The following is a 24,345-nucleotide window of genomic DNA, read 5'->3' on the forward strand; positions in this document are numbered from 1 at the left end:
GTGGGGACAATAAGTTAATCCGGCAAGCGCCAGTCTATGGGAGGCTTGCCTTTGGCTATGAGATAATCGTTAGCTCGATTGAAATGATTGCAGCCGAAGAACCCTCTGTGAGCCGAGAGCGGCGAGGGGTGAGGGGCCTTTAAGATAAGGTGTTTGTTGCCATCAACCCGCTGAGCCTTGAGCCCGGCATGCTTACCCCAAAGCAGAAACACCACGCCTTCTGTATATTGATCAACGGCCTCTATCACTCTGTCGGTGAATTGCTCCCAGCCGAGATGAGCGTGGGAATGTGCCTGACCACGCTCGACACTGAGCACAGTATTGAGCAGCAATACGCCTTGACTGGCCCAGCGGCAAAGATTGCCATGGCTTGGATAGCGAACCCCCGGGACTGTATTGACCAGCTCCTGAAACATGTTCTGTAATGATGGCGGTGGCATCACCCCTTTGGGCACAGAGAAGCACAGTCCGTGGGCCTGGCCTGGTCCATGGTAGGGATCTTGCCCCAGCAGCACTACTTTGACTTCTGATAATGGCGTATAACGCAGAGCGTTGAAGGTGTCACTCTTGGGAGGGTAGATGACTTTTCCCCGAGCATGCTCGGCGTCGATATAAGCCAGCGTCTCTTGAAAATAGGCTTGTTGTTTTTCCGGGCCCAGCACTTTGGCCCAACTGATATCCGTATGCATAACAAAAAAACAGCGCCTTGCGGCGCTGCTCAATGATTACTCGTCTACACCCAACATTACGCTGCTGGCTTTGATCAGTGCATAAGCACTGTCGCCGACTTTAAGCCCCAAACGTTCACAGGAGGCCTTGGTGACCACGGAAGTCAGCTCGACACCTGGAGCCAGCTCAATGGTGACTTCGTTGTTTACAGAACCTTCTTCGATGGCTTTGATGGTACCGCCAAGACAATTACGTGCACTGATTTTCATTATTTTCTCCCGAAGAACATTAGAATCGATGCTGATTATAATATTAACCAATAAAAAAATGTCACTGCTTGATGAGAAATTGCTGTATGGCCCATAACCTTTAAAGAATGTTACATACGGATCACTTTTATTTTTAACTGGTGTATACTGGCGCTCGCCAAGGGGTGTTTACCGCATTGCGGTTGACTGAGATGTCGTATGACGAACCCTTAGAACCTGATCCGGCTAGTACCGGCGTAGGAATGGGCCACAATTCGTGCACTTTCAACTCGCTTTCTTATTGCCGGATCTCAAACTGTGAATATTTGAGGTCCTATGTCCAAGTTTACCGTACCTACTCTGCTCGCCAGTACCATTCAGATGCTGCTGTGGGCACCCGTTCATGCCGCCGATAATCCCGGCGTTGAAAAGCAAGATGAGCAACAAGCCATGGAAGTGATAGTCGTCAGCGGCGACTTTCGTGGCCTGACGCTGGAGAAGATGCCCTCCAGCGTGACTGTTATCGATGAGCAGCGCATTGAAGATCAAGGCGCCGAGCATTTCGAAGATATGCTGGGTAACGTAGCCAACTTCAACTGGTCAGGTGCCAGCTCCCGGCCAAGATACTTCCAGATCCGCGGGGTAGGTGAGCAGGAGCAATACCAGGGAGCGCCCAACTCCTCTGTGGGCTTTATTATCGATGATATCGATCTCTCCGGGCTGGGCAGCGTTTCCAGCCTGTACGACCTGCAGCAGTTTGAAGTGCTGCGCGGCCCCCAGGGCACCCGCTATGGCGCCAATGCTCTGGCCGGTCTTATCTATCTCAAGAGCAATGATCCTACAGACGTGTTCGAGCACGGCGCCGAAGTCTCGCTCGGTAATGATAATCTGCAAACCTTCAGCGGCTTCAGCTCCGGCCCAGTGACAGATTCCGGCAAGTTGCTCTATCGTGTGGCGCTGCAGCAACACAAGCAGAACGGTTATCGCGACAACCTGTATCTGGGCCGTGACGATACCAATGAGCGTGATGAATTCAGCGGCCGTATCAAGCTGCGCTGGTACGCCACCGACAAGTTGCAGGCGGACTTCACTCTACTGCACGCCGATTTTGACAATGGTTATGATGCCTGGACCCTGGACAATAACGGCTTCGATACCATTACCGATGCGCCGGGCGTCGACAAGCAGCGCACCACGGGTTCCAGCCTCAAGCTGAGCTATACCGGCTTTGAGGCTTTTGAGCTGGTGTCCCTGTCAAGCTATGCTGCAACAGATCATCACCACGGTTACGACGGTGACTGGGCCAACCCGGATTACTGGGCCGGCAAAGAGTGCGGCGGCGCACCCTGTGAGTACGATTACACTTGGGATAAACGCGGCGAGCGGCGCACTCTGTCACAGGAGTTCAGATTCAGCTCCAACGAGGCCGGGCGGATTTTCGGCGGCAGTACAGACTGGCTGGCCGGGCTCTATTTTATGGATCTCGATGAGGACAACGATCTTTACTCTGAATACAACGGCGGGCCGGATGAAGTGCTGACTTCCCGCTACAGCGCCAGTAACTATGCGGTGTTTGCCCAGTTGGACTCAGATCTGGGGGCGGGCTACAGCCTGTCTATCGGTGCTCGTCTCGAGCGACGTGAGAGTGACTACAGCGACAGCAATGGTGATGCCTTTAGCCCATCGGAAAACATGTGGGGCGGCCATATCGCCCTATCCAAGGCACTGGCTGAACACCATGAAGCCTATGCTCGGATAGCCAGGGGCTACAAGGCCGGTGGTTTCAATATGACGCTGCCCCAGGAGCTGGCCGACAAGAAAGAGTTCGATACCGAAATCCTCTACAACTATGAACTGGGGCTGAAATCCAGCTGGGCCGATGGCTTGCTGGATACACGTCTGGCACTGTTCTTTATGGACAGAGAAGATCAGCAGGTAGCGGCCTCACTGCAGGATCCTGTCGATCCCCAGCGCTTTATTCTGTTCACCGAAAACGCCGGCAGCTCCAATAACTATGGTGCCGAGCTGGAAGCCAACTGGTATCCCACAGATTCACTACAGTTCTACACCAGCCTTGGGTATCTGCAGACAGAATACGGTGATTACCAATACTTGGATGAAGATAAGAATCCTGTGGATCTCAGCGGCCGTGAACTGGCCCACTCGCCGAGATGGACCTATAGTCTCGGCATGACCTGGCGCAATGACATGGGCTGGTTTGCCAACCTCAACAGCAGTGGCAAGAGTGCGTTCTACTATTCAGACAGCAATGACTCCCGCTCTGAAGACTATCAAGTGGTCAACGCCAAGGTGGGCTATGAGGCAGACAAGTGGTCGGTTTACCTCTGGGGCCGCAACCTGTTCGATGAAAAATACGGCGTGCGCGGTTTCTACTTCGGCAATGAGCCGGATCAAAACTGGGCCGAGAAGCAATATATCCGCTACGGGGATCCACGCCAGATTGGTGTGACCTTCAACGTCAAATTTATCTGATGGCATAAGCCGTTGTCGGCCGGGGCGTGTTGCAGCGCCCCGGTTCATTACAGGAGATGTAAAATGAAGTTAACTGCCGAAATCAGCATGTATCCGCTCCACGATGAGTATCTGGAGCCTATTCAATGGTTTATCAAGCGCCTGGACAGTTATGCCAACATAGAGAGAACCACCAATGCCATGGCGACTCAGGTGTGCGGTGATTATGCCGAGGTGATGGCCATGCTGGCCACCGAGATGCAGGCAGCGCACGAGAAATTTGGCAAGGCGGTGTTTGTCTGTAAATTTATCGGTGGTGAGCTGAACTTGGGCCACAGGGAATAACCCATGAGTGAATTCTGGCACTGGCTCGCCGAGGCCGGCTCTCAGGCCCAGGGCATGGGCGCCTGGGAAGCGGTAGCCGTGGTATTGGCCTTGGCCTATCTGCTGCTGGCCATGAAAGCCAATATCTGGTGTTGGGCGGCGGCCTTTGCCAGCACCGCCATCTACACTGTGCTGTTCTGGAAAGTCGCGCTGCTGATGGAGTCAGTGCTCAACGTCTATTACATGGCGATGGCGCTGTACGGATACTGGCTCTGGCGCCGGGGTGGGGAAAACCATCAAGGAGTGGCCGTGACCTCCTGGCCCTGGCAGCGGCACCTGGTACTGATTTTGTTGACTGGGTTGGTGTCCCTGTTTGTCGGTCATATGATGGCGACTTTCACTCAGGCAGCCTTCCCCTACCTGGATGCGGCAACCAGCTGTTTTGCTGTGATGACGACTTTTCTGGTGGCGCGCAAAGTGCTGGAAAACTGGCTCTATTGGGTGGTTATCGATCTGGTGTCCATCTATCTCTATTTAAGCAAGGGTTTGATGTTGACCTCACTCTTGTTTGTGCTCTACGTGGGGATGGCGGTAGCCGGATACTTTATCTGGCGCGCCAGAGCTCAGGAGTCCCGCGGTCGCGACTCCTCACAGCTTGAAAGCGGCGCGGCATGAAAGGCAAACCGCTGACAGAACTTGAAGCCAGTCTGGGCGAAGGTTTGAGCTGCGAGCTCAACGCCGCCCTCAAGCGGCTACAGTTGTGGCCGCTTGAGGGGGCCAAGCCGCTCACCCTTGGGCTAAGCAACCAAAACTGGCTCTTGCAGGCCGGTAGCGAGTCATTGGTGTTGAGAGTCAATTCCCCGGGCTCAGACCGTATCTGCGACAGAAACAACGAACTGGCATGTTGGCGGGTTGCCGAGAAGGCGAATTTGGCACCAGGGCTGATTTGGGTCAGCGCTGACAAGGTGTTATATCTGAGCCGCTTTATCGAACAAGCGCCGCAAGCCAACTGGCAGCAGTTACTCGCATCCAAAGGCGCGGCCGAGATCGCAAGCGCGGCTCATAATGCCTTTGTTAATCGCAACAGCTTCTCTGACCTGCCTGAGCGTAAACATGATTCTAAACATGAGCCTAAACATGACGTTGGCTCAGGCGCTGTATTGGGAGCCAGGCAAGGCAAATCACCTCAGGCCTTACTGCTGGAGTTGCTGTTGGGGCTGAGGGGCTTACCGGCCCCCAAGCTCGAAATCAGTGTTGCCGAGCAGTGGCGCATCTATCTGGAGCGGCTCGATGACATGGCACTGAGCCGGGGGCAGCCTTCAAGCTGGCAACAGCGGCTCATGCAACTTCATTCGGCCCAAGGGTTATTCGAGCAGTGCAACACTCGGCTGGAGGCCTGTCTGCTGAGGCCGCAGTATTGTCACAGGGATCTCAATCCTCATAATTTGCTGCTGGCCGAGGATGGACTCAAGTGCGTCGATTTTGAATATGCTTGCGCTTCCCACCCGCTGTTTGAGTTGGCCGGGGTGCTGTCATCCCATCAACTGAGCGCCGAGGGGCAGCAGTGGCTCATTTATCACTATCTTGAGCAGCATCCGCATTTAACCGGCGATGCCCACCAGGCCGTGGCTGCAGCCGTCGATGTCTACTGGCTGTTTGCCTGCTGCTGGGCCTTACAGATGGCCTGGGACAATCAGCAGCAGTCTTATCTCGACTGGTTTGATGACTTCTGGCATCTTGTAAAGCATCAATGAGTCAGGCAGGGAAGCTGTCGCCTGGCCTTAGCCAACTTAAAGTATTTAATGGATGAAACGCATTGTTATTGCCCTGGCGCTGCTTATTGCGCTCAGTGCCTGCTCCACCAAGGTCAGCTATTATTTCCTCGATTGGGCCATAGAGTGGCAGTTGGAAGATTATGTCACTCTCGACCGGCAACAGGAGCAGGCGTTTGACGCCATTCTCGACCCTTTTCTCGCCTGGCATCGCCGCCAGGAGCTACCCAGATACAGTGCCCAGTTAAAAACGCTGCAAACCGAGCTTGCCGATGGCACTTTAACGCCACAGAGTTGGCGTCGTCATGTGGATACGGCAAGAGATCACTGGTTTCGGCTGTTTGCCCAGGTGTTTGACGATCTTTGGCCCCTTATCGCCTCTTTGAGTGACAAACAGGTCGCCCAGGTGATTGCCAAACTGGAGGCCGATGAGCAGGAGCTGGTGGATGAATACAAGGACAAGAACCAGGAACAACTGATTGAAGATGCGGATGAACGGCTGGAGGAGCTGTTTGCCGATTGGCTGGGGCGTTTGAGTGAGCAGCAAAAGGCCCTGATCCATGAGCACAACAGCCGCCGACTGGCGACCCTGGATATGTGGCTCGAGTATCGTCACGAGTGGCTCCGGCAGTTCAAACAAGCCTTGCTGCAACGCAGTGATTCTGACTTGTTGGCGCAGCGCTTGCGACTGCTGATGACATCGCCCGATGAGCTCAAGTCAGATGTGCACAAGCAGAAATTGGCGCAGAACACGGAAAACTTCGGCATGCTGTTGTTGCAACTGCACCAGAGCCTGAGTGAGCGCCAGCAAAAACACTTCAAGCGTAAGCTGGGCAACTTGATTGACGATCTGGATGAACTGAGTCAGGCACAGCCCTGAGCTTATTAGGCAGACATAGCCCTGAGCTTATGGGGTCGTAAAGCGGGTCTTTGGTCTGTAGAACGGGCATTGGACCATTTGCCCGCGAACCACGCCATGCATCCAGGCCCGTAAGCCGATGCAGAGCAGGCATGGGACTTGTTTGCAGCTTCCTAAAGTAAAGACTGAAATAAAATCGTTTATTGTCGGGTCAACTGCAGCATGACAGGAATACTCCCCGAATAAGAGGTTTTCATGCAAGCCATCATTCAAACCTATGCGGCATTTTTGAAATCACTGCGCCACTTCGATGGCCTGGCACCGTTGGCATTGCGGCTCTATCTGGCGCCGGTGCTGGTGCAGGCCGGTTACAACAAACTCAGCCACTTCAGCGACACAGCGGCCTGGTTCGGTAATCCGGACTGGGGGCTGGGCTTGCCCATGCCTGAAGTGATGGTGGCGCTGGCGGCCGGGACCGAATTTTTTGGTGGCTTGTTGCTTCTGCTTGGGTTGGCCACTCGGCTGGTGGCTATCCCCATGAGTATTACCATGTTGGTGGCGGCCTTCAGTGTGCACTGGTCCAACGGCTGGCTGGCGATTGCCGATCCCTCATCCTGGCTCGCAAACGACAGGGTGATGGCTTCGGTGGAGAAGCTTGAGAGGGCCAAGGGGATACTGCAGGAGCACGGCAATTACGACTGGCTTACCAGTTCGGGTAACCTGGTGATCCTCAACAATGGCATTGAGTTTGCGGCCACTTATTTCATTATGCTGTTGGTATTGCTGTTTATGGGCGGCGGCCGTTACACCAGTGTGGACTATTTTATTGGCCGTAAATGGCTGCCCAAAACCGCTAACCTCGGCTGATTGTTGCTTAAAACAAGTCGTCCTGCTTTTTTGCCTCTGGCGATCCGGGGCGGATTTGGTATCCTGTGAAGTCATTGATATCTCAGCTGAGGATCGCGCATTGGACGCACTTACTCTTCTTCTTACCCGTCAATCATGTCCACGACTGCAGGCTCCGGCGCCGAATGAGGCGCAACTGAAAATTATCCTAGATGCCGCGGCCAGAGTACCGGATCACGGTGGCCTGGCGCCCTGGGAGTTTATTATTGCTACCGGCGAAGGGCTCAATCGCCTGGCGGATATTTTTGTGGCGGCCGCAACAGCAGATGGTGCCGACGAGGGCTTTATCAACAAGGCTGCCGGTATGCCGCTCAGGGCGCCTATGGTGATAACCGTGGTTGCCAAGACCAAAGATCATCCCAAGGTCCCTGAGTTGGAGCAGCAATTGGCAGCCGGCTGCGCCGTGATGGCGATGCAGCAGGCCGCATTTGCCCAGGGGCTTGGCGGAATATGGCGCACTGGTGCCTTTGCCTTTGACTCTACGGTCAATACGGCGTTGGGGCTCGATGGCAGCGATCAGATAGTGGGCTTTCTCTATCTGGGCACTCCTGTGGTTGAAGCGCCGCTCAAAGCCACCAAAGAGGGCAGCGCCTTTGCCCGCTATCTCTGATAGCTGCCGGACACTCAATGGCGGAGAATTTGCCATGAGCTAAGCTCATGGCATCAAGCTATTGCATTCAGTTGCCTGTAACCGCAACCCCCACTTCTAGGCGCTCGAACCAGTCGAGAAACTCAGGTATCTGCTCGCCCCTGAATATCCGCCCGTGCTGTGGACATAAATAGTCCAGCTCCAGCTCTCTCACTCTGGCTATCCAGTCCTGCTTGGCGCGGTTGGAGGGCATCCATCTTTGATGGAAAAAGCGCATCTTCTCGGTGTGACGGCCAAAGTCATCGACAAATAGCCCGGCATCCGTGTCTTCCAGTGCCGCACCTATATCGCCCGACATCAGCACTTTGCCGACAGGGTCGTAGACATGAAAATTGCCGGAAGCGTGCAGATAATGAGCCGGAATAAACTGCACCTCTACGCCATCAAGCGTCAGCTTGCCGCCTTGATCTTTAATGGCCTGGTATTGGATATGCTCCATCCCGAAATGGCGGATGAAACCTTCCCAAATCCAGGGCGCGTGCAGCTGGGCCCGCTCCAGCGTCTGATCCCACAGCCCCAGGGAGGAGATGATATCGGGATCCTGATGGGAGGCGAACAGATGGGTGAGCTGCTCTATGGGGATGTGACAAACCACATTGGCCAGCATGGGGGCAAATAGCTCTATGCCACCCGGGTCCATCAGCAGAGCCTGCTCGGCAGTGACCAACATATATTGATTGGTGTCTATGATGCCGTCGGGTTTGTCCGGATCACGGCCAAAATAGATCCATTTGTGGCTATGGGTTTCCAACAAGAGTTGGCTCTTCATCCCTGTACTCCCTTATTGTTCAAGTAATTGAATCGCCTTATCTACCTGAGTGCGGATCGCGCCGGCAGCGGCATCGACCCGGTTGGCAACATGGTTGAAAGTGGCCTGATCGGCGGGTTTTATCCGGCAGGCTTCAATGCGGCACAGCGAGGCCAGCACTTTAGCGGTTTTCAGCTGCTGGCAGAGTTCTTCCAGTTGCAATTCAATATCCAGGCTCAGGCGTTTGCACTGCTGCTCAAGGGCCATAAAGTGTTGGCTGTTCTTCTCCAGCGCAGACATGATGCTGTCGCCATAACGGGCTTTGCGGGCTTTCTCCCTGGCGCGGGCAAATTGCAGCATCGCCTTGCGGACTCTGGTCTGCTCGCTGGTCAGGCGGCTGATGGTCTGTGCCAGATGATTGATTCTCGCGGCTGAGTGGGTGGTGAAATGCGCCAGTTCGTCGATGGAGTGGGTCAGCGCCTTAAAGCCCAGCGCCATACTGCCGGCACGAATCGATGCTGCCTGGGCATTGCTGGCGATGATATTAATCTCTTTGCAGTGGCCCTGAGTCTTTTCCAGTTCGGCGGCTATGATGGCGGCACGAACATAGAACTGACGCGTTGGTTGAGGTTCTGATCCCATAATTCACTGTTTTACAGTCATAATCCTGTTTGAGAGTATAGAAGATAATTAACTTCTCCACAGGCGCGAGCTGATTTTTCCCACCAATGGATTCAAGCTACAACTCAAGCGCTTGAATTTGCACCCTGTTTAGCTTGAAGAGCCTCTTTGAGAATAGATGCTTAGTGTTGTAACCATATGAATTGAAAGTTTTATTTTGATTGTCAGCCCAAATCGAATGCTCTAGTATCCGCAGCTATCAGAATCGGCCTCCGCTTTATTCAAGTGGGGGCTTTTTAGGTTGTGGCTTTGTCAATAAGCAGGCAGTAACAGCCGCAGCATTTCAGAGAGGATACCCATTTGGTTTCGCTGTTAAATGATGAACTATTGGACAGGATTGCCGATGCACTTACAGACAAGGGATACATAGTGCTTGAGGGCGTGCTGCCGGAGACATTGAGTAGCGCATTGCTGGATAAGGTTAACCACTCGCCGGTAGAGAGTTTTCGCTGGGCTGAAATCGGCCGAGGCAATGAGCGCGTGCGTGAGCAGGAGATACGTTCAGACAGGATCCGCTGGTTGCATGAAGAACAACAACCGGATGCCGACTATTTGGAATACATGGCCTGCTTGCGTCATGGACTTAACCGGCGCCTGTTTATGGGGCTATTCGATTATGAAAGCCATTACGCCTTTTATCGCCCTGGTACTTTTTACCGTAAACACTTAGATGCGCTGCGGGGCAGTCGCAACCGGATCCTGACCACGGTATTTTTTTTGAACCCCGATTGGCAACAGGGTGATGGCGGTGAGCTGATGCTTTATGAAGAGGACGACACTCTGCTTGAGCAGATCCCGCCGAGAATGGGCACTCTGGTGATCTTCCTGAGCGAGCGCTTCCCCCATGAAGTGCTGCCAACCCATAAAGATCGTGCCAGCATAGCCGGTTGGTTTCGGGTTGCCGGTAGCTATGAACTGCTCTAAGGAAGATGCGAATAAGTCCTCGTGGCGTTCTCTTTTGTCGAGAGTGGCTTGTACAGCAATTGGCGTTCAAAGTAGCTGACTGAAGGCATGCCGGGGCCTGTCAAAGCCAGGCTTCCTTAACAGCAACTGATATTGGGCTGGGTTAACCCGGCCAACGCCGATTTATTCCATTCACTCTCATTGCCTGTGCTCCTGGCTGGTAAGCCCCCTCGTGATTGACTTTATTCCTCCCTAATTGGAGCCAATGACCGGTGTAAACAGGGACACCATTTGTTAACATTTTCGCTGGTTTAATGATTTATTCATGTTAGTCTGGTAATCAAATAGGTGTTAAATCATCACCTTGCATTATTAGGGAGGCAAATCATGGGACTGGAAGCATGCTTGACCGGAGAACATGTGATCCTCGAACCTTTGAGTCAGGATCATCTGCCGGCGTTGTCGCTGGCGGTCGCCGATGGTGAGTTGTGGCGCTTGTGGTACACCAGCGTGCCGCATCCGGATGAGATGAAGGAGTATATCCATCAGGCTTTGGATAGTGAGCAGCGCGGTGAAGCCTTGGCCTTTGCGGTACGTAGCCGAAGCAGCGGTGCAATTGTTGGTTGTACCCGCATTTGCAACTGGGATCAGGCTAACCGCCGGCTGGAGATAGGGTATACCTGGTATGCCAAGAGTGTGCAGCGCAGCGCCATCAATACCGAAACCAAGCTGTTGCTGCTGGAGTACGCCTTCGAGACTCTGGATGTGATAGCGGTGGAGTTCAGAACCCATTTTCACAACCAGGCTTCGCGGGAAGCCATCACCCGCCTGGGGGCCAAGCAAGATGGCATCTTACGCAATCACAAACTGCTCAAGGACGGTAGCGTCAGGGATACAGTGGTTTACTCCATCATTGACAGTGAATGGTCAGAGGTGAAGCAGAACCTCAAGGACAGGCTGGCATTTTTCAGTGATCAGTACCGTGCCGAACTCGCACAGTGAGTGAGCGCTACTTAGGACAATATTGAATCGAAGGGAAATCATTCATGCTAAAGCAAGTTATTCGGGCACAGTCACAGGATGCCGAGATTATCTCACCGCTGTTTGATGAGTATCGTCAGTTTTATGGTTATCCCGGCGAGCCTGAACTGGCGTTAAGCTTTATCAGCCAAAGGCTTAAGCGGGATGAATCCGTGATCTTTTATCTGCCGGATGAGCAAAACCAGGCCTTGGGGTTTGTGCAGCTCTATCCCGGCTTTTCTTCGCTGCGGGCGGCGCCGCTGCTGATCCTCAATGATATTTATGTCACTCAACATGCCAGGTGTGTCGGCATAGGTCGTGCGTTGCTGGATGCCGCGCTAAGTTATGCCAAAGCACAGGGCATTGATGAATTGATCCTCGAAACCCAGCGTAATAATGTCAGGGCGCAGGCGCTCTATGAGTCCATTGGTTTTGTCCGGGACAATGAATTTTTCCACTACAGTCTGACTCTAAAACCTTGAAATTCATCAGACACTAAAGTAGCTTGCCTTCATCGATATCAAGAGGATCACCAAGATGTCCCATAAAACTGCTTTGTCTGTCTTTGCCGCCATCGGCTTGTTTTCCAGTGCTAATGCGTTCGCCGGCCCCGCCGAGGAGGCCTTTAGCGCCGAGTTGCAACAATGCGCCGCCTATTATCAGATAAGTTCTGAAGCCATAGGGGCAATGAATGCACCGCAGATGGCCGCCGTTGGAGATAGACTCAAGCAATCTGCCAAGGATGCCGAAGCTTTAGCCTCCCAGTACAGTTCGGCGCAGGATGCTGAGAAAGGCGTGGCTGCGGCCCGTGCCGAAATGCTGGAAACCATGGGCAATAGCAAGAGTCTGGGCGGTTTGATGAGCCAATACAAAGACAGCTGCAAAACCATCTTGGCCGAGCCGCAAAAGCGCCTCGACTACTGGATAATGGCCAACATGTGATGCAATAAAATGCGGCCGCAGCCTGTCTCTTTGTCCAAGGGGGAGGCATTATGCTTTTGAGTCTGTTATTGGCCGCTTTTATCATCTTGTTCGCGCTGGTGATTGAGTTTTGGCCCAGGATCCGTTCCAAAGCCCGCGAACGCCGGCAAGGGGCAGCTTGGACGCAGGAAAACCATGGCCGTGTCAGCGGGCGTGAACAGCAAGACTGCTTTGTGGATCTCAGCTTTGCGCCCTTCTTGCTTACTGCCGCTCTGGCCTTGATAGCCTGCGCATTTGAGCTGATGCCGACAACTTATGTGTTTGGTTTAATACTCTTTATTGTTCTCAACCTACTTCTCTTGATGGTCTGGCATCTCCATGCCAGACTGCTTGGCGGGCAAAAAAGTGGCCAGAGCCTGTTGCCGCCACTGCTTTACGGCCTCGCGGCCCTGTTTGCCTGGATAGGGGCTATGCCGTAAGTCAGGCCCTAACTAAGCCCGCTCTTAAGTCAAGAAGTCATCAGTTACGCTCTGACGAAAGCATGAGATGTGTCAGCGACTTCCCGCTGGTTGAGGGCATCACTGCATTGGTTCTCGGGCGCTGAAATGTGAGCTTACAATTAGCTTGCGGCCCGGCGCTGGAATTTGGCATTAAATAGGGAACTTGCACCTTTATCCAAGGTTCAAAGCTGCAGACAATAACAAGGAGTGGTTGAGCGCCGGTCGCAATACCCAGCAAGATCAATGATAAAGCTTCAACAACTTTGTAAAACCTATCAGATGGGCGACGCCTGTGTGCGTGCGCTCGATGAAGTCAGTTTCGACATTCAAGCTAACGAATTTGTGGCCATCATGGGGCCATCGGGTTCAGGCAAGTCGACGCTGATGAATATCATCGGCTGCCTGGATAAACCCAGCAGCGGCAGTTACCTGCTCAATGGCGAAGAGGTGGGACAACTGGATGATGATGCCTTGTCTGCGGTGCGTAACCGCCAGATAGGTTTCGTGTTCCAGAGTTTTCACCTCTTGCCGAGACTCACGGCGCTGCAAAATGTGATGCTGCCGCTAAGATACAGTCCAGAGGGGCAGGGCGATGAAACCCACGCCATAGAGTTACTGAGACGTGTCGGGCTCGGAGAGCGACTGGATCACAGGCCCAACCAACTCTCGGGCGGTCAGCGTCAGCGGGTGGCGATAGCCCGCTCCCTGGTCAATCGCCCGGCCATTTTACTGGCCGATGAGCCCACCGGGGCGCTGGACAGCAAGACTTCGCTTGAGATCATGGCGCTGTTTACCGAGCTCCATGCCGCAGGGCAAACCATCATTTTGGTGACCCACGAAGAGGAAGTGGCCGCTTACGCCCAGCGGGTTATCCGCATGCGTGATGGTTGCCTGCAGAGTGACAGGAGGGCTAATGCGGCTTGATTCTCTTTTACTTTTGAGCCTGGCGGTCTCTGGCCTGAATTTTTCAAGCTTGGCTGTTTCAGAAATCGCGATACCGGTAGCAGCCGGATCACCATCTTTGATAGCTTCTCCATTAGAGCCTTTAACGGACAAGAGAGCGGATGCCAAGTCGCCGCCCGCCGCGCAGCTGCTACTGACAGGTAAAGTCAGTTCCTCTAAGTCGCAGACTTTCAGCGTCCCCAAGGCCGGTGATGCCTGGCGCTATCAAATTCAGTGGATGTTACCCGAGGGCTCTTTGGTGTCCCCCGGGCAAGTGGTGGTGGTGTTTGACAAGAGTCAGGTGGCCAACCAGATAGAACAGTTGGAAGCCAGCATGCTCAGGGTGTCGGCGCAGGAGCAGAGCCAGTCCATAGAGCTCAAATCCAAGGTATTGCAAGCCAGGTTCGAGCTGAAAAAGCAGTTACTGGAGCAGGAAAAGGCGCAACTGGTAGCGGCCGTACCAGCAGATTTTATCGCTGCCAAGGAGTACGCCGACAATCAGTTCAAGCTGCTGCAGCTAAATGCCGAGGTGACCAAGGCCAAGCAGGCTCTGGCCGAAGCCTTGGATACCGAGAAGGCGACCCTGGCACAGCTGAAGATTGACAAGGAAAAGGCGGCGCTCGAACTGGCGCAGGCCTTCAAGGACTTGGACAGCCTGGAGCTGAAAGCCGAAATGGCCGGCCCCTTGCTGCTTGGGCGTGAGCCTTGGAGCAATAAAAAATTCGAGGTGGGGGATACGGTGCAAGTGGGGCGACAAATCGCCACAGTACCTGCCATGGAGGATCTGGAGGTGATCGCCTGGGTCAATGAGGTGGACGTGGATCGCCTGAAACCCGGGCAAGCCGTGACCATGCGTCTGGATGCGGAAATTGAGCGCGCCTTTCCCGGACAAATTGCCAGTATCGGTCGCCAGGCCATCAATCTACCTGCCTGGGGCCGCAGTAACTGGTTCGAAGTGGGGATCCGTTTCAAGGCACCTGAGGATATCGCCATGATCCCCGGCATGAGTGTACTGGTGGAAACCGGAGGCAAACATGAAGCGCTTTAGTTTGGCCTGGCTGGCACTGCTTGCGCTGAGCGCCTGCAGTGATGGGGTGAGCACTCAGGTAGTGCAGGGGCCCTTGAGTCAAAAAATAGAAGTCACCGGCGAGCTGGTGGCGGCCGATACCGTGTCTTTAATGCCGCCTGTGATGCGCCGCATCTGGCAATACCAGGTCAAGCAGCTGGCGCCGGAAGGCAGCGAGGTGGAAAGTGGCGAGATGGTGGCTCAGCTGGATACCTCTGAACTGACCCAAAGGCTGTCGGTCAAATCGGCTGAGCTTGAGGCTACAGTGCAGGACTTGCAGACTTCCAAGCTGCGTAATGCCAAGAAGATGGAAGAGCTCAAGTTGCAACTGGCTGAAGCCAAAATGGAGTTGGACAAGGCCGAGCGTAAGTTTGCCCTCTCTGATGACACAGTGGCGGCACTGGATAAAGAAAAGTACCAGCGTGACGCGGTGATCGCCCGTGACAAGGTGACTCTGGTGCAGCAGCAACTGGTGCTTGAGGCCCAGAGCGCCCGGCAACGGGAAGCCATGCTCGACGGAGACAGGCAGAAGTTCGCCGCCGAAGTGGCGGCGCTGAAAAAGGGTATCGCCTCGATGACCTTGGTGGCGCCCCGTGCCGGTATGGTGGTCTATGGCAACGATCCTCAGGGCAACAAGCTCAAGGAGGGCCAATCTGTGTTTGCCGGTGATGTGGTGTTGTCTATCCCGGATCTCGACAGCATGCAGGTCAATATGGCGATCCCTGAGGTAGAAGCCCGTAGAGTCAAACTGGGCCAGCAACTCAAGATCCGTCTGGATGCCAATCCTGATAAAGTATTTACTGGAAAAATCAAAGAGTTGGGTGCAGTTTTTCGTAATAAAAGCCAGGAGGTACCTCTGGTGGTGTTCGATGCGGTTGCCAGCATAGACGAGCCGGATACCGAGCTGATGCGCCCGGGAATGACCGCCAAGATCAGCATAGAAATTGCCGATGACAGCCAGCGGACTCTGGTGGCTCAGGATGCGGTGCATTATGAGGCCGGTCATCCTTATGTGCTGCTGGATGGGCTCTTGGGGGCTCGCAAACAGTCGGTGCGGGTTGGTGCCATGGGGGGCGATCAGGTTGAAATACTCTCCGGCTTGCAGGTGGGTGATGAGGTATTGCTGCCATGAAGAATCATTCGCTAATCGCTCTGGCCTTGATAACGCAGGCCTTGATAGCCTTGGCCCTGAGTGGCTGCCAACCGAGCAGTAATGATGGTGTGCTCACCATGACAGTCAGCCGCGGCGAGTTTCAGGTTAATATCCCCGCCAGCGGTGAGTTGGAAGCGGCGCAGTCCACTCCCGTTGTGGTGCCCACGGGGTTACGTGGGCCTCAGTCCCTGGCCTGGATCCAGAACAACTTTACCCAGGTCAAGGCCGGTGATGTGGTGGCCAGGCTCGATGATACTAGGGAGTCGTTTCGCTTGCAGATGGAAGCCTACGACTTTGAGCGCTTGGCGCAGGATGCCAAGATCCAGACAGAGAAAGATCTCACCTTGAGCCAGAGCTTGACCCTAGGCGGCAAGGTCACAGGTAGTGAGCGGCAGTTGGCCGAGCGTTTTTTCAGTGAAGATGAGCGGGTCTACACCAAAATCGACATCATAGATCAGATGCGCAACAAGGAATATTTGGATGCCAAGCTGGACTATTTCCAATGGGGCAGCACTCAGCACCAGGCGCAGGCCGATGCAGAGCAGGCGCTTATCAAGCTGAAACAGAAAGGCCATCAGGCCAAGATGGACAGGTATCAGGGCAATCTGTCACAGATGGAGATTATCGCGCCGCACGACGGGCTGTTTGTCTATCAGGCAGGCTGGGATGGCGCCTTTCCCGTGGTGGGGGACATGATCTGGTCCGGATTCCCCATAGGCATATTGCCGGATACTTCCGTGATGCAGGCAAGAGTCTATGTGCTTGAATCGGAAGCTGTGGGGCTCGCCATCGGCAAGCAGGCCACAGTGACTCTGGATGCCTATCCTGAGAGGCCTTTTAGCGGCACAGTGACCCAGGTCGATGCGCTGGCCAAGCCCAAAGACAGAGATAGCCCGGTGAACTACTTCCAGTTCACCATCAGCCTGGATCAAACTCTGCCGGCCATTATGCAGCCGGGAAGGCAAGTGAACGCCAAGGTACAAGTGCTGGATCTCAATGATGTATTGACTGTGCCCAATCAGGCCCTGTTTCAAAAAGACGGCCGCTACTGGGTGTATCTTAAGCAGGGCGGCGGCTTTGTACGCCGGGATGTGACTCCGGGGCATAGATCCCTTAACCGCACCGAAATTACCGCCGGGCTCAATCCCGGTGATGTGATAGCCCTGACAACTCCACCCAAGAGGAGTCAGCTATGAGTTCGTTAATGGGGCTATGGCAAGGATTTGTCCAGGCGTTCGATGAGATGCGCCACCATAAGCTGCGTACCGCCTTGACGTTGCTGGGGATGATATTCGGTGTCGGCGCCGTTATAGCCATGCTCAGCGTCGGTGAAGGTGCCGAGCGTGAAGCCTTGAAGATGATTGAATCCATGGGGGTTCGCAATCTGGTGGTCAACAGTCGCAGCAATGACGGCGAGGCGCTGAAATCGATTCGTGAACACAGTGTCGGTCTGAGCCTGCGTGATATCGACAGTGCCAGGGATACCTTGCCTTTTATTCAGGATTGGGGCGCCGCCAAGGAAGTAAAAGTCTTCAGTCTGTTTTCCGCCGAAGGGCGTAGCGATGCCAGTGTGATGGGGGTGACTCCCAGCTATTTTGGGTTGACGTCGCTCAAGCTCAATGAAGGGCAGATTTTTACCGAGCAGGATGAGGTCTACTACCGCCAGGTCGCCGTGTTGGGGCCAGAGGCGGCTCGCAGCCTGTTTCCCAAGGGCGATGCCCTTGGCAAGCACATCAAGATTAACCATCAATGGTTTACCGTGGTGGGTATCTTGGCCGATGCCAATCGCGGTAAGTCTAAAATCCAGGGCGTCAAGCTTGGGGGCGAGCGCAATCAGGTGTTCATTCCACTGTCGAGCGCCCTGAAAAAGATGCAGTTCAAGGCGCTTGAAGATGAACTGGACATGATTAAGCTGTCGCTCCGGGAAGAGGTTGAGCCTTCGCTGGCGGCCAAGAGCCTGGATCATCTGTTGCAGCGCCGTCATGGCGGTGAGAAGGACTATGACATAGTGGTGCCGGCCGACCTTTTGGCCCAACATCAGAAGACCCAACAGATCTTCAATATCGTCATGGCCTGTGTCGCCGGGATCTCGCTTCTGGTGGGCGGAATTGGCATTATGAACATTATGCTGGCCACCATTTTGGAGCGCACCGCCGAGATAGGTTTGCTGCGAGCGCTGGGAGCCAGGCGCAAGGATATCGCCCGGCAGTTTTTGATTGAAAGTATCGCTATTTCCGCTACCGGCGGTCTGTTTGGCATAGTCGTGGGGCTGGGACTGGCGCTGCTTATATCAACTGCGGCCGGTTGGCCTGTGGCTTGGTCTCCCTTTGCGATACTGCTGGCGCTCGGGGTTTGTATGAGTATCGGGGTCGGCTTCGGCCTCTATCCTGCGCAGAAGGCGGCCAAACTGGATCCCATTATTGCCTTGCAACGGGACTGACAGAGGTTTCTTTCTTCGCTGTCAGAGGTTTTGGCGCCATGGACGGTGCTCGCAAGGGCGTGTTTTGCAAAAATGGCAACGGTTAGACAGGCGCTTTATTGTCATTGTGTCGATGTTCCTCTGGATAGAAACTGTCGGCACACAGGCTCTGCCTACAACTGTGCTGATCTGTTTGATCTTGTGATTAAATATAGGAACTTAATTCATTCAAGGAAAGTGGGCAGGTCATTTCATGGATGCTTTGCAACAACACAGAGCCCAGGCCAAGCAGCAACTTTATCTATGGCATTCGCAACATCTTGTCTCGGGGGCTGCGTGGCGCAACGCCTTGGGATTGCTGCCATCAGCCGGGGCCAAGCAGAGCCTGAGCTTTTTTAACCCTCTGCTGCTGGGTAGCGCTGCACTCTGTTTTGCTTCGGCGCTTATCTGCTTTTTTGCCTACAACTGGGCCGCTTTGCCGCGCATGGGCAAGTTGGCGTTATTGGAAACCGGCTTGCTGGGCTGTTTGTTGCTGGCCTTTGCATTGAGCCGATGGTTAAAGCCCCCCTTCGCCGACAAGGCACAAGGCGCTTTGCCCTGGCTCCTGTTTGTGGCCTGTGTGTTTGTCGGCGTCTTGCTGGCCTTTATCGGCCAGAGCTATCAGCAAGGGGCCGACAACTGGCAGTTGTTTGCCGTGTGGGCACTGCTTATTCTGCCCTGGGTGGTATTTTTGAAACTGGAAGCCGGTTATCTGCTGCTTATCTTGCTGTTGAACCTGACCCTGTACTTGTTATTGCAGATCACCTCATTGCCGTTTGCAGACCTGTTTAGCTTCCTGGGGGATGACAGGCTCGCCATCCCTTGGTCACAGTTTGCGCTTAATTGGCTGCTGCATCAATGCCTGCTTCGTTTTGCGCTGACAGACAAGCAAGGCATCCCCCTCAGCGAGGTAACCAGCGGGTTGCTCGGTTGGGGCTTTTTGTTGCTGGCGAGTTGTTGGACACTGTTCGACTCCTTGAGCAAAGAGCAGTTTATTGCTGTGGTTCTCTACGGGGTTGTTGCCGCAGCGCTGATACGAGGCTACCACACAAGGCGTAAACTCTACGGCATGGCGCTCGGGCTTTTCAGCACGGCAGCGTTATTTGATCTCTGGTTGCTGCGCTTGCTTTCTGAAGTGTTTGACGGTGATGCCGTGGTACTGCTGTTTGCCCTGATGACGCTTTGCGTGCTGCTCAGTGCCTCAGTCGCCGCCTTGCTGCTAAAGCGCTTGCAGGCTGACTATCTGGCCGCGGTACCGGAGCAACAGGCCCAAAAACACAAAGATGCGACTGCCAACACAGAGCCCAGGGAGGATGAGCAAATCGTCCCTAATGCGGGCAGCCTTTTCTGGCAACGGCTGCAGCAGGCAGGCATTGTCTCGGGGGATGTGGCACAAGAGACTCCAGAGTTGCAAAGTCCCTGGTATCTCAAGGCGATGCTTATCCTGTTTGGCTGGTTAGCCGGGATCTGTTTACTGGGTTTCATCGGCACCGGCCTGGCGTTATTGTTGGACGATATTCAGCCTGGGTTGCTGCTGAGCCTGGCGCTGGCGGCATCTGCAGTGGCCTTTGGTTTGAGCCGAGGTCAAAGTGGACTGTTTATCTCTCAGTTTGCCTTGAGCTTTGCCGTGGCCGCCTTGGTGCTCTATGGCATCGCCTTTGATGAGCTGCTGTTTGAAGTGGCTTCCTGGCGCTGGTGGTTGATGCTGGCTCTGGCGGCCTCGCTTCATTGGTATCTGCTGCCACCTTATTTGACCCGGTCCAGTTGCGCGCTGCTGGCATTATTGGCCTTGATTGCGCTGCTGCAGACACTTTTATTATTACCCTTGGTGACGCCGGCACTGCTACTGGGCTTTGTGCTGCTCTGGCGCCATGAGGCCGACTGGGGCAAGGCGCCGCTTCGCTGGCGCTCCCTTGCCATGGCCATGACCTTGGCGCTGCTCTTTTGTCAAACGCCGCAATTGGTTTGGCTGGAAGGCGTCTGGGAGTTAAAGGATCCCGGTATGAGCCCGGCTATGTTGCAGGGCGCGCAATGGTTACTTGAAGCTTTGCTGCTGTGGCAACTTTGGCGTCTTTTCGGCAGTCGAATGAACGCAATCCGGCATCAATTGGATGGGCGTTCGCAGATGCTATTGCTACTGGGACTGCTGTCGGCCTTGGTTTGGTTTTGGTGGATCCCCGGGCTTATCGCCGGCGCATTGGTGGCGGTTTTCGGCTTTGTGCTGGCCGAGCGCTTGCTGCTCTGGCTCGGGGTACTGGCGATGCCGGTTTACTGCGGTTATTACTATTACTCGTTGCAGCAAACCTTGTTGGAAAAATCCTTGCTGCTGATGCTGCTTGGCGTGAGCCTGCTACTGCTTTGGTTTGCGCTGAAGCCTTTGAGCGACAGGCCTGAGTGGCTGGCGGCGCAGAATGGGGGTGAGCAGTGATGAAACCCAAATTGACGCCCAAAATCATGGGGTTGTGCCTCGTGTGGGGTATGCTTTGTTTGCTAATCATCAACATTTCCGTGTGGCAGAAAGAGCAACTCTGGCAGCACGGGGAGCCCATCTTGCTTGAGCTTGCACCTGTGGATCCCCGTTCGCTGATGCAGGGGGATTATATGCAACTCGACTATAAATTGGTCCGGCAATTGGCCAATGAGCTGCGCGCAAAAGGGCTGTTTCAGGACAATATGCAGGGCTGGCTCAGAGTGAGTCTCGATGAGCAACAGCGCGCCGCTTTTTTGGCGCTGGAGAGTGACCCAGAGGCTCCTTTGTTGCAGCAGCAAAGACGCTTGCCGTTTAAAGTCCGTCAGGGAGATGTGCAATTGGCGAGCCAGGCTTTTTTCTTTGAGGAGGGCCAGGCGGAGCATTTCAGTCAGGGACGTTATGGCGAGCTGAGATTGGGCACTGACGGGGAGCTGATGTTAGTGGGCCTGCGTGACGGCCAACTTAAACCGCTTTGAACCTAAGAGTGGTAAGGCTGTGTTCATTAGACCACTAGAGTGACTTAGGTTTTTTTACGTTTTCCTCCAAGCTAACTCATTGATAAGACTAATTAACTAGCACTAAAGTTTGATAAATATTTTACATATTGCAACCTTGTTGTAACTTATGGCCTTTATAGTGGCTGCTTCTCCGGATGTGGAGATGTGGAAATAACATTACTTATTGATAAATAAGAAAATCACTATAATCAGGATATATTTCAGGGGTCAATATGTTAACCAAGGCAAGTCTGCTTGCCCTGGCCGTGGGCAGTATTGCTGCCCAGGCTCAGGCGAGTGAGCAAGTGATCATTTCCGAATACGTTGAAGGTTCAGGCAATAATAAGGCCATCGAACTCTTTAACGCCGGCAGCCAAGCTGTCGATCTCAGCCAGTATCAGCTGGATATCTTCTTCAATGGCAGTAGCAGTGCAGGCAGCAGCATTGCCCTGAGCGGCATGCTGGCCGCCGGAGGCACTCATGTATTGGCCGACAATGATGCCGACGCTGCAATCCTGGCGTTGGCGCAGCAAACCAGCAGCGCCAGTTTCTTCAACGGTGATGACGCCCTGGTGCTGAGCCGTAATGGTGAGGTGGTCGACAGTCTGGGCCAGGTTGGGGTGGATCCAGGCTCCGAGTGGGGCAGCGGTGATGTTTCCACTCAAAACAATACCATAAGGCGTAAGCTGGACAACTTGAGTGCGGATCTCGACCCCTTCGATGCGGTCGACCTCAGTGGTTGGGACGGCTTTGCCATCGATAATATCGACGATCTGGGGGCCTTTGGCGGTAATGCCGGCGAGCCGGGTGAACCGACAGATCCCGGTAATGGCGCCCTGGTTTGCGGCGATGCGGCTACACCCATTCATGCATTGCAGGGTAGCGGCGAGGCCAGTCCATTGGCTGGTGAAACCCTGGAAGTGGAAGCAATAGTCACCAGTAACCAGGAAGCGGGTCTCAAGGGATTGTTCCTGCAGATGGCCGATGCCGAAGCGGATGCCGATCCTTTGACCTCGGAAGGGGTGTTCCTGTACACAGGCAATAGCGCCAGTGGTTATCATGCAGGAGACCGAATTCGAGTGCGGGCTCAGGTCACTGAATATCAAGGCTTGACCGAACTGACCAATGTCAGTGCCAAGGCCTTGTGTGCCACATCACAACCTCTGCCGAGTGCAGCCAAAGTGAGCCTGCCGGTCAATGACAGCAGTGCACTTGAAGCCTTCGAAGGCATGCTGGTCAGCTTTGAGCAGCATCTTACGGTCAATGAAGTCTACAACCTTGGCCGTTATGGTGAGGTGTTGTTGGGTTCAAGCCGTCACTTTATCGGTACTCAGGTAGCCAATCCCGGCGCCGATGCCTTGGCGGTCACGGCAGCCAATGCCCTGGATTCCATAGTGCTTGACGATGGCCTGACGGCACAAAACCCGGATCCTGTTATCTATCCGGCCCCGGGTCTGAGCGCCGCTAACCCGCTCAGAGTCGGTGATACTGTTACAAACCTCACCGCGGTGATGCATTACGGCTTTGGCATTTATCGTTTGATGCCGGTCGATACCGTCAACTTTGTTGCCGCTAATCCCAGAGCATCCGAGCCTGAGTTGAATCGTCTCGATGCCTTGACAGTTGCCAGTTTCAACGTGCTCAACTATTTCAACGGCGATGGCCAGGGCGGTGGTTTCCCCACGTCCCGTGGCGCCGATACTCAAGATGAGTTTGAGCGCCAACGAGCCAAGATAATCGCGGCGATGAAAACCATTAACGCCGATGTCTTCGGTTTGATGGAAATCGAGAACGATGGTTTCGGCAGTAACTCGGCAATTGCCGATCTGGCCCGCGGTCTCAACGACGCCATTGGCACTGACAGCTATCGCTATCTTGCGCCACAGGTTAATCGCATTGGCAACGATGAGATCAGCGTCGGTATTTTGTATCGTCAGGACAGAGTCACCCCAGAAGGGGTGGCGGCGATTCTGGACAGCAGTAATTCGGCGCTGGATGACAATGGTCAGGTGCTGTTCAACGATGGCAAGAACCGTCCCATGCTGACCCAGAAGTTTAGCGTCAACGACAGTGAGGATAGCTTTGTGGTGGCGGTCAACCACCTCAAGTCCAAGGGCAGTGATTGTAATGCGCTGGGCGATCCCGACATGAACGACGGCCAGGGTAACTGTAATCTGACCCGAACCCGTGCAGCCATGGCGATAGGCCAGTTCCTGCAGGCAGAATATCAGGATGACAAGGTGCTGGTGATAGGGGATCTCAACGCCTATGCCAAGGAAGACCCACTCACAACCCTGGCCAATGCCGGTTACGCCGAACTGTTTGGCGAGCTTGGTAAGCCTTCAGCATACTCCTATGTGTTCTCCGGTGAGTCGGGACAGCTAGATCATGCTCTGGCCAATGAAGCCATGCTGGCCAATGTTCGTGATGTGACCGAGTGGCATATCAATACCGATGAACCCAGGGTGCTGGACTATAACACTGAGTTCAAGACGCCGGAGCAACTGCAAAGTTTCTATAGCAACGATGCCTTCCGTTCATCGGATCACGACCCTGTTATCATCGCCCTGGACTTTGCCGCGGCCAATCAGGCACCGGTTGCCGAGTTCTCAGTGCAGCAAAATGGTGCCGCGGTGGCGCTCTCTAGCACTTCGAGTGATAGCGACGGTGAGTTGGTGAGCCAGGAGTGGGATCTGGGTGACGGTACTCAAGCCTTTGGCGAGCAGGTGAGCCATGAATACCAGCAAAGCGGTGTCTACCTCATCACTCTGACCGTGACTGACGACAAAGGTGCCCAGCACAGTGTCAGCCGTGAGGTAACCGTTGAGATAGCCCCTGAGCCGACAGAGCCTGTGGCGGTTATCCGCCATCTGGATCTCTGGCTGCTGCAGGTGTTTATCTCCGAGAGCTATGATCCTGACGGTTATATCAAAAAGCAGCAGTGGCGCTTCAACGATGGGCGTAGATTCAACGGTCCGGTTGCCATGCGTATTGGCGGTCGTGCCAATGAAGTGACCTTGACCGTGACCGACAATGATAAGCAAAAGGCCAGCACCAGCCTGAGTTTCTAACCGCTTAAGATGAAAA

Annotated in this window: 24 protein-coding genes and 1 riboswitch; of the genes, 20 read left to right on the forward strand and 4 right to left on the reverse strand. The window is 54.2% G+C overall.

Annotation, left to right across the window (positions count from 1 at the left end; translation table 11 throughout):
* Window positions 1–14: 14 nt before the first annotated feature.
* Window positions 15–689 carry a uracil-DNA glycosylase gene (ung, locus tag CBE72_RS03940; RefSeq protein WP_100142406.1) on the reverse strand — a complete coding sequence of 225 codons (675 nt, stop codon included), beginning with the start codon at window positions 687–689 and terminating at the stop codon, window positions 15–17.
* Between the two features lie 36 nt (window positions 690–725).
* The gene (locus CBE72_RS03945; protein ID WP_025010701.1) at window positions 726–938 is read right to left on the reverse strand and encodes a TOBE domain-containing protein; all 213 of its coding nucleotides are present in this window, start codon (window positions 936–938) and stop codon (window positions 726–728) included.
* Between the two features lie 150 nt (window positions 939–1,088).
* A riboswitch (TPP riboswitch) is annotated at window positions 1,089–1,198 on the forward strand.
* 55 nt (window positions 1,199–1,253) lie between these two features.
* Here CBE72_RS03945 and CBE72_RS03950 point away from each other — a divergent pair.
* From CBE72_RS03950 to CBE72_RS03980, 7 genes are all read left to right on the forward strand, one after another.
* Complete coding sequence (locus tag CBE72_RS03950) at window positions 1,254–3,410, forward strand: TonB-dependent receptor (RefSeq protein WP_100142407.1); 2,157 nt, start codon at window positions 1,254–1,256, stop codon at window positions 3,408–3,410.
* Between the two features lie 63 nt (window positions 3,411–3,473).
* Window positions 3,474–3,734 (forward strand): hypothetical protein, encoded by a 261-nt coding sequence (locus CBE72_RS03955; protein ID WP_025011199.1) that lies wholly within the window; start codon window positions 3,474–3,476, stop codon window positions 3,732–3,734.
* A 3-nt stretch (window positions 3,735–3,737) separates the two neighbouring features.
* Entirely contained in the window at window positions 3,738–4,388 is a 651-nt protein-coding gene (gene pnuC / locus CBE72_RS03960; protein ID WP_025011200.1) for a nicotinamide riboside transporter PnuC, read from the forward strand.
* On the forward strand, window positions 4,385–5,467 hold the full coding sequence (locus CBE72_RS03965) for a phosphotransferase (RefSeq protein WP_100142408.1): 1,083 nt from the start codon (window positions 4,385–4,387) through the stop codon (window positions 5,465–5,467). Before pnuC ends, CBE72_RS03965 begins: the two co-directional genes overlap by 4 nt.
* A gap of 52 nt (window positions 5,468–5,519) precedes the next feature.
* Window positions 5,520–6,365 carry a DUF6279 family lipoprotein gene (locus CBE72_RS03970; protein WP_100142409.1) on the forward strand — a complete coding sequence of 282 codons (846 nt, stop codon included), beginning with the start codon at window positions 5,520–5,522 and terminating at the stop codon, window positions 6,363–6,365.
* A 234-nt stretch (window positions 6,366–6,599) separates the two neighbouring features.
* On the forward strand, window positions 6,600–7,211 hold the full coding sequence (locus tag CBE72_RS03975; RefSeq protein ID WP_100142410.1) for an HvfX family Cu-binding RiPP maturation protein: 612 nt from the start codon (window positions 6,600–6,602) through the stop codon (window positions 7,209–7,211).
* A gap of 100 nt (window positions 7,212–7,311) precedes the next feature.
* A complete protein-coding gene (locus tag CBE72_RS03980) occupies window positions 7,312–7,860 on the forward strand; it encodes an NAD(P)H nitroreductase (protein WP_025887130.1) in 549 nt (182 codons plus the stop codon).
* A gap of 67 nt (window positions 7,861–7,927) precedes the next feature.
* On the opposite strand, the gene CBE72_RS03985 is transcribed toward CBE72_RS03980, so the two are convergent.
* Complete coding sequence (locus CBE72_RS03985) at window positions 7,928–8,668, reverse strand: oxygen-binding di-iron domain-containing protein (RefSeq protein WP_100142411.1); 741 nt, start codon at window positions 8,666–8,668, stop codon at window positions 7,928–7,930.
* A gap of 12 nt (window positions 8,669–8,680) precedes the next feature.
* A complete protein-coding gene (locus tag CBE72_RS03990) occupies window positions 8,681–9,289 on the reverse strand; it encodes a chemotaxis protein (RefSeq protein ID WP_100142412.1) in 609 nt (202 codons plus the stop codon).
* A 339-nt stretch (window positions 9,290–9,628) separates the two neighbouring features.
* Between CBE72_RS03990 and CBE72_RS03995 the strand changes: the two genes are divergently transcribed.
* From CBE72_RS03995 to CBE72_RS04055, 13 genes are all read left to right on the forward strand, one after another.
* Entirely contained in the window at window positions 9,629–10,252 is a 624-nt protein-coding gene (locus CBE72_RS03995; protein WP_100142413.1) for a 2OG-Fe(II) oxygenase, read from the forward strand.
* A gap of 366 nt (window positions 10,253–10,618) precedes the next feature.
* Entirely contained in the window at window positions 10,619–11,233 is a 615-nt protein-coding gene (locus tag CBE72_RS04000; protein ID WP_100142414.1) for a GNAT family N-acetyltransferase, read from the forward strand.
* 44 nt (window positions 11,234–11,277) lie between these two features.
* Entirely contained in the window at window positions 11,278–11,733 is a 456-nt protein-coding gene (locus CBE72_RS04005) for a GNAT family N-acetyltransferase (RefSeq protein ID WP_100142415.1), read from the forward strand.
* A gap of 55 nt (window positions 11,734–11,788) precedes the next feature.
* Window positions 11,789–12,193: a hypothetical protein gene (locus CBE72_RS04010; protein ID WP_100142416.1), complete on the forward strand. Its 405-nt coding sequence runs from the start codon at window positions 11,789–11,791 to the stop codon at window positions 12,191–12,193.
* A 50-nt stretch (window positions 12,194–12,243) separates the two neighbouring features.
* Complete coding sequence (locus CBE72_RS04015; RefSeq protein ID WP_100142417.1) at window positions 12,244–12,651, forward strand: hypothetical protein; 408 nt, start codon at window positions 12,244–12,246, stop codon at window positions 12,649–12,651.
* A 264-nt stretch (window positions 12,652–12,915) separates the two neighbouring features.
* Window positions 12,916–13,596, forward strand: coding sequence for an ABC transporter ATP-binding protein (locus CBE72_RS04020; protein ID WP_025887136.1), 681 nt, complete (start codon window positions 12,916–12,918; stop codon window positions 13,594–13,596).
* Window positions 13,597–13,693: 97 nt separating this feature from the next.
* Window positions 13,694–14,662, forward strand: coding sequence for an HlyD family secretion protein (locus CBE72_RS04025; RefSeq protein WP_229671810.1), 969 nt, complete (start codon window positions 13,694–13,696; stop codon window positions 14,660–14,662).
* Window positions 14,649–15,812: an efflux RND transporter periplasmic adaptor subunit gene (locus CBE72_RS04030; RefSeq protein ID WP_100142419.1), complete on the forward strand. Its 1,164-nt coding sequence runs from the start codon at window positions 14,649–14,651 to the stop codon at window positions 15,810–15,812. The genes CBE72_RS04025 and CBE72_RS04030 overlap by 14 nt, the downstream gene beginning before the upstream one ends.
* Window positions 15,809–17,029, forward strand: coding sequence for an efflux RND transporter periplasmic adaptor subunit (locus CBE72_RS04035; protein ID WP_100142420.1), 1,221 nt, complete (start codon window positions 15,809–15,811; stop codon window positions 17,027–17,029). Before CBE72_RS04030 ends, CBE72_RS04035 begins: the two co-directional genes overlap by 4 nt.
* Window positions 17,026–18,273 (forward strand): ABC transporter permease, encoded by a 1,248-nt coding sequence (locus tag CBE72_RS04040; protein ID WP_100142421.1) that lies wholly within the window; start codon window positions 17,026–17,028, stop codon window positions 18,271–18,273. The genes CBE72_RS04035 and CBE72_RS04040 overlap by 4 nt, the downstream gene beginning before the upstream one ends.
* A 232-nt stretch (window positions 18,274–18,505) precedes the next feature.
* On the forward strand, window positions 18,506–20,719 hold the full coding sequence (locus tag CBE72_RS04045) for a DUF2157 domain-containing protein (RefSeq protein WP_100142422.1): 2,214 nt from the start codon (window positions 18,506–18,508) through the stop codon (window positions 20,717–20,719).
* Window positions 20,719–21,237, forward strand: coding sequence for a GDYXXLXY domain-containing protein (locus tag CBE72_RS04050; RefSeq protein WP_100142423.1), 519 nt, complete (start codon window positions 20,719–20,721; stop codon window positions 21,235–21,237). Before CBE72_RS04045 ends, CBE72_RS04050 begins: the two co-directional genes overlap by 1 nt.
* A gap of 254 nt (window positions 21,238–21,491) precedes the next feature.
* Window positions 21,492–24,329, forward strand: a complete 2,838-nt coding sequence (locus CBE72_RS04055) for an ExeM/NucH family extracellular endonuclease (RefSeq protein ID WP_100142424.1) — start codon at window positions 21,492–21,494, stop codon at window positions 24,327–24,329.
* Window positions 24,330–24,345 lie beyond the last annotated feature (16 nt).

It is taken from the genome of Shewanella carassii (genome assembly GCF_002777975.1).
GTDB lineage: Bacteria > Pseudomonadota > Gammaproteobacteria > Enterobacterales > Shewanellaceae > Shewanella > Shewanella carassii.